General features: G+C 50.1%; 4 protein-coding genes. 1 reads left to right on the forward strand and 3 read right to left on the reverse strand.

What is annotated here, in order from left to right; translation table 11 throughout:
* Positions 1-9 precede the first annotated feature (9 nt).
* The gene (locus tag BN2628_RS04345; protein WP_021931352.1) at positions 10-1,026 is read left to right on the forward strand and encodes an inorganic phosphate transporter; all 1,017 of its coding nucleotides are present in this window, start codon (positions 10-12) and stop codon (positions 1,024-1,026) included.
* Between the two features lie 225 nt (positions 1,027-1,251).
* Here the strand turns inward: BN2628_RS04345 and BN2628_RS04350 are convergent, their stop codons facing one another.
* From BN2628_RS04350 to BN2628_RS04360, 3 genes are all read right to left on the reverse strand, one after another.
* Entirely contained in the window at positions 1,252-2,961 is a 1,710-nt protein-coding gene (locus BN2628_RS04350; protein WP_052431549.1) for a right-handed parallel beta-helix repeat-containing protein, read from the reverse strand.
* A gap of 29 nt (positions 2,962-2,990) precedes the next feature.
* Positions 2,991-5,285, reverse strand: coding sequence for a GH92 family glycosyl hydrolase (locus BN2628_RS04355; protein WP_055096162.1), 2,295 nt, complete (start codon positions 5,283-5,285; stop codon positions 2,991-2,993).
* An 89-nt stretch (positions 5,286-5,374) separates the two neighbouring features.
* A partial coding sequence (locus BN2628_RS04360) for a sialate O-acetylesterase (protein ID WP_317614739.1) occupies positions 5,375-6,689 on the reverse strand: 1,315 nt, incomplete at its 5' end.

Genomic DNA, 6,689 nt, shown 5'->3' on the forward strand with positions numbered 1-6,689 from the left:
GGGGTACGGATGGAATTATTAGTGATTATCATCATTCTGGCTTTGGCTTTTGATTATATCAACGGTTTCCATGATGCTGCAAACTCTATTGCTACCATCGTATCGACCAAGGTACTCTCTCCGTTCCAAGCGGTGTTATGGGCGGCATTGTTCAATTTTGTCGCTTTTTTCATCGCCAAGTATATTATCGGGGGGTTCGGTATAGCCAATACCGTATCGAAAACGGTGATAGAGGAGTATATCACTTTGCCGATTATCTTGTCGGGAGTTGTCGCTTCCATCATCTGGAATTTGTATACCTGGTGGAAAGGCATCCCGTCGTCATCGTCGCATACTCTTATCGGGGGATTTGCCGGTGCTGCCATCATGGCTAACGGTTTCGGTGCCATACAGACCAGTATCATCCTGAAAATCATCGCGTTTATTTTCCTTGCTCCGCTTATCGGGATGGTGGTTGCTTTCGGGTTTACTTTGCTGGTTCTTCATATCTGCAGGCGTATGCACCCGCATACTGCCGAGTACTGGTTCAAGAAATTGCAGCTTGTATCTTCGGCATTGTTCAGCATCGGCCACGGGCTCAACGATTCCCAGAAAGTAATGGGTATCATTGCTGCTGCGATGATAGCCGCTCATAGCGAGGGTCTCGGAATGGGCATAAACAGTATCAACGATTTGCCCAACTGGGTCGCTTTTTCCTGTTTTACGGCTATTTCTTTAGGGACGATGTCGGGCGGTTGGAAGATTGTAAAAACCATGGGTACAAAAATTACCAAGGTCACTCCGTTAGAAGGTGTCATTGCTGAAACTGCGGGTGCGTTTACATTGTACCTGACCGAGTTCCTGAAAATCCCGGTGAGCACGACGCATACGATTACGGGTGCTATTATCGGTGTAGGCGCTACCAAACGGCTTTCTGCGGTACGTTGGGGGGTAACGAGAAATCTGATGACTGCATGGGTGCTGACTATCCCGGTGAGTGCATTGCTGGCGGCGATTGTCTATCTGGTCGTATCGCTCTTCTTATGATATGTTGTTATAAATAACAGTCGCCGACCATCAAAACTCCGGCGGCTATATCCGACACACGCACGACTGCCATTTTTCAAGGGCAGTCGTGCGTGTCTTTTTCGGCTGGGGAAACCGGCTGCAAAAGATATCCCAACCGCTAAGGACAGTACGATATCAATGCTGCCTGTATATGGCTTGTCATGACCCTTTGTATGACCTATATATCCATTTGAGGGATTTCCTTTACCGGGAAAGGAGGTTCTTGTCTATGTCTACGTTATCGCACTGTTCTATGTCGATTATATTTTCTATCGTCCCGGAGGATGAAACAAAATAGTTGTCTTTTATTTCTACTCCATCGGTACAGCGAACGGATATGGCCTTTCCGGGCTTCAGCCGGAACCGGTTGGAGAGTATCCGGATATTGCGGTGCACGGCTCCTTCGTACTTGTCATTTTCGGGGAAAACGCCGATTACCGGAGTACCGCACCCAATAAATGTATTGTCGCGGATGGTCACATCGCGCACGGGACCGGACTCATACCAGTTGCGGGCGTCATCGGATATGAATACGGCACTCATGGGGGTACGGTAAAAGGTATTGTCGCGGATAAGTACTTTCCCTCTTGTCGTTACCAGAATACCCCGGGTGGGAGTACGGGCAAAATAGTTGCCGGCTATTTCTACATCGGGGGTCCATGTAATGTTCTCGACGACGATATTTTGTTGTTCCAGGTGGGCGGGAAGGGTTGTATCTACTGTCAACAATATTTCATAATTGTCGAGCCTCTGAACGGACTTTACCGTCGCACGGCTTTTGCACAACAGAGTATGTGCGTCGGCCAGTTCTATCTTATCGCCCTTGAAGAATGCTTCGAAACCGTACGACTGCGGATGCATAAAACGGACTTTTATTTGCCGGGGCGAAGGATAGCCTACGGCTTTCAGATGTGTACCGTGTATGTTTATCGGGTCGTCTTGTGCCCCTTCGAACCGAGAGTTCAGGATTTTCAGTTTGCCCTTGCATCCGGACATCTGCACGAAGTCGGCAAATCCGGCACAGGTGCGCCCTGTCCCCAATTCGGGTTCGCAGAAAATGCGGTCATAGGTGAGGTTTTCGGAGTACTGGCCTACGATGCCGAAGTTACCGAGGAAGTGAAAGCGGATATTTTGCAGGGTTATGTTTTTACTTTTATGGATGAATCCGCAAGCTTCATCCCGTATGGCGTCTCTCATCTGATAGACTTGCCCGGGTTTTATTCCGTCGGGTCGGCGGCTGTAATCGAACCGGATGATTTTGTGTTCCAGCTCGGTAACTTGCACAAGGTTGTCGAGGGGGGAAGCACAACGGAGGGTTTCATTGATTCCAGGGTGGAATACTTGCGGGGCTACGGGTTGCGTAAAGCTCCACCCTTCTCCTATCCACCGGAGTTTTCCTCCGGATATTTCATACCGGGTGTCATCGTGTATGCGGGCTGTCATGTGGGTATCACCGACTTCGAGCACCGTCATTTCGGGTACGGTGGGGTCTGCTGCCACGAGGGTGAAATTACGGAGCACAATGTTTTCGCAACTGTCTATGACAAAAGTGGTCATCTCTCCGTGGGTGATGAGCCTTGCTCCTCCTCCGTCTATGATTACATTCCTCAGTCCTTTGAGCCACAATCCTATGTGTTTTACAGGGTGGGGATTTTCGGACGAGGATGTGGTATTGGATATGTAATAGAGTTGGTGTGAGGCGTGACTGCGGGATATGTGGTAATCGCCCTGCCGTAACTGTATGGTTACGGGTGCATGCTTCTTTTCCCGGGAGAGGTGTATGGCGGCCTGGATTTCCCGGGTCATGTCTTTTTCTGCCGGATAGATGTCGATTGTTTCTGCTTGTAGTGCCGAGATGCTGAATAGTGCTGCGGTAAGCAGGGTGATTGCGTAACGGGGAGATATTTTTTTCATATATCAAGTTTTTCCAAATATACAAAATTTTACATCAGCGGTTCCTCAACGGGCCTCATTTCGGGCTTTTTTCCCCAGGATGAGGGTTTTACTCCCATTTTGAATTCCAATGTTCCTCCCTGCAGAATGTCTTGGTGGGTGATATATGTCTTGTCGTATTTTTTCCCGTTGAGGCGAACGGATTGTATATAGATTTCTTTATCGTTCTTTTTCGGGGCTTTTACGGTAAAGGTGTTTCCTCCTGGCAGGTGTATATCGGCTTGTTCCAACAGAGGCGAACCTATTACGTATATTCCGCTTGCGGGATTTACCGGATAGAATCCCATGGCACTGAAGATGTACCATGATGACATTTCGCCACAGTCGTCGTTCCCGGCATAACCTGCGGAGGTATTGTCGTACAGATTGTTGAGGATATATGATACGTATTGCTGGGTCTTCCAGGGTTGTCCTACGTAGCTGTACAGATATGCGACATGGTGGCTGGGCTCGTTGCCGTGGGCGTATTGTCCGATAAATCCCGAGGCATTATCGTTTTTCTCCCCGCTGGTATGGGTGGATGTGAAGAAGTGGTCGAGCTTTTCGGCAAAGGCTTTGTCTCCTCCGGTGAGTCTTACCAATGATTTTATGTTGTGGGGGACGTACCAGAAGTATTGCCAGGCGTTTCCTTCGGTAAAGGGGTAGCCTCCGTTGGCTCCGTATTTGTAGGGGTCGAAGGGGGTTATCCAGTTGCCTTTATCGTCTTTGGGCTGAAAGAAGCGCGTTTCGGGATTGAAGAGGTTGCGGTAGTTTTCCGAGCGTCCGGCAAAGTAGCGGCAATCGTCTTCTTTGCCGAGTTTTTTAGCCAGACGTGCCACGCACCAGTCATCGAAGGAAAATTCGAGGGTGATGGAAACGGATTGGGATTGTATGTTCTCGGGCATATAGCCGTATTTGTCCCACACGTCGAAAGGTGAATTGGGATGGGATATGAGAGAACTTTTCCTAACGGCTTCGTATGCTTTTTCCATATCGATACCGGGTATGCCTTTCTGTATGGCGTCTACAATGACCGGGATGGCGTGGTTGCCTATCATACAGTAGTTGTCTTGTCCCCATAGTTGCCATACGGGGAGATAGCCATAGTAGTCGTACTGCCGTATCATGCTTTTTATAAAGTGGGCGGAGCGGTCGGGGTGGATGAGCGTATAGAGAGGGTGCGCCGCCCGGTAGGTATCCCACAGGGAGAAGGTGGAGTAATGCTTGTCATTTCCCGAGAGCCGGCGTACGGTGTAGTCGGCTGCCATATAGTCCCCGTTTGCATCAGACATTATATTGGGTTGTATCATCGTGTGATAGAGGGCTGTGTAGAATATTTCTTTTTGAAGGTCGGTACCCTGAACCTGTATCTTGCCTAATTCGGCATTCCACATGCCGGATGCTTGGCGAACAACATCGTCAAAATCCCATCCGGGTATCTCGGCCGACATGTTTTGTATGGCGTTTTCTATCGAGACGGGCGACAGGGCTACTTTTGCCATTACGGTCGTATTGTGCCGGGTATCGAAGTCAAATACGGCTTTCAGCGCAGTACCGTTTATGACCGGCATGTTGTGATATATACGGGAACCATCGGCCAACAAGACGTTTTTTATCGGTTGGGAAAATCGGATACGAAAGTATATCTTCCTCAATTTAGCCCAACCAGTAATGATACGGTAGCCGTCGACGGTACAGGGGTCGACGATGCGTATCTGGGAGTTGATGATACGGCGCCCCCAGCTTCCTTTATTGGCGGAATGGTCGAGGTCTAAAACAATATGCGAACTGTCTGCTCCTTGGGGGTAACGGTAACGGTGCATACCTACCCGGGCGGAGGCCGTCAGCTCGGCATCGATTCCGTAGCTATCGAGTGTCACTTTGTAATATCCGGGGGAGGCTGATTCTCTGTCATGAGAGAATGCCGACTGGTATCCGGTACCGCTCCGGGGAGACTCTTGGGCTTCTATACAGGTTTTTCCGGTGGTCGGCATCAGCAGGATATCGATAAAATCGGAGGCTCCTGTACCGCTCAAACGGGTATGGCTGAAGCCTATTATCTGCCGGTCGTTGTAATCGTATCCCGATGCTTGTGCCCAGTCGGGGGCAACCCGGGTATCGGGGCTCAACTGTACCATGCCGAAAGGGACTGTCGCTCCGGGATAATTATTGCCGGAGAGGCTATTGGCTACTGCTCCTGTACCGATAAAGGGGTTTACCCATTCTACGGGGGTCTTGTCGGCATGTACCGTTGCCCCGATGCTGATACTGATAGTAAATGTCAATGCTAACAGTTTGTTTTTCATATTGTCTATTTTTTTCTTTTTCCGGTTTGTGTGTCATGCAGGTTACAACTTGTCTTTTTCTCTGCCTTTCCAAAGGGAAAGATTCTGCATTACCAGTTGTCGGTGCGGAAGGGCGACGCGGGCAACCCTTCGGCATTGTAGAGTGTGCTTTCTATATTGTTGCCCCAACCGTAGCGAACTGCCACAGGGTATTTCACTTCGGGAGAGGAAAGTATCACTTTGTTTCCGGATATGACAGCGTGGGCTTTGTGGAAACGGTGGTCGGGCCCGGATATGACAAAACCTTTGAGTTCGCCGCCTTTAGCTTGCAATCCTCCGCCTGTGCAGGAAAATTCTACTTCTACGCGGTCTCCGTCGACCCGATAGGTTGCGTAGCGGGGACCGGAACAAGTAAGGTCTTTGCCGTAGGTGTCTGCCAGTGCAATGAGCGACAGGCGCCGGCCCACTTCCTGCTTGTTTTTGGGGTGTATGTCACCGGCTTCTCCGATGTCATATATGACGGCCATACCGGTATGTTCCATACAGAGGGCTTTGGCCTGGGCTTCACGCAGCTCGGGCCAGGGGCTTTCTTCTTGCCCGTCCACGCGTTCCATGAAGTTGGCCAACTGCACGAAGTAGAAGGGCATATCGGGATTGTTCCACTTATCGCGCCAATCGTGTATAAGCGCTTGAAAGAGGTCGGTATACTCGGCTGCCCGTCCGACATTAGCTTCTCCCTGATACCAGATAACGCCTTTTACGGGGAACGTCACGAGAGGGTGTACCATCGCATTATAGAGTACGGTGGGATAACTTGAGCTTCCTACGGGCGATACGGGTGCAATAGGATATTTTGCCAATGAGAGCCCGATATCGTATTTCCACTTACCTGCCAGGGGGATTTTATCCTGTGCTGATGAGAGATACATGTCTTCTGCCTTACCGTGAATGCCTCCTTCGCCTCCGTAGTCGGATACACGTACGGTAATAACGGCTTTACCGGGTTTTACCATTTTCGCAGGTATCGTATAGAGTCTGGGGGTGGTAAATCCTGACCCTCGTGCGGCTTCTTCTCCGTTCCAGTACAGGATGTCTTCGTCGTCAATCATCGCCAGGCTGAGGGTCAAGTCCTGCCCTGCCCATGCTGCGGGTATCTCGACCGTCCGACGAAACCACACTGTGCCGTCAAAGTTTTTCAGTCCTTTTCCTTCCCAGTATCCGGGCAAGTCCATTTCTTCCCAGCGGGTATCGTCATAGTCGGGCATGCACCAATACGGGCGCCGGTCTTTATAGCCCCGGTCGTCGGTGAGCAATCCGGCTCTCCAGTTGTCCATTTTCGAGATGTAGCGTTCCTGCATCTTTGCCGCATCAAAGTTCATCCGGCTCAAATCGCGCATTTCGTCAACATATCCGTACACATTTTTC

This window comes from Gabonia massiliensis, assembly GCF_001403595.1.
Taxonomy (GTDB): domain Bacteria; phylum Bacteroidota; class Bacteroidia; order Bacteroidales; family Coprobacteraceae; genus Coprobacter; species Coprobacter secundus.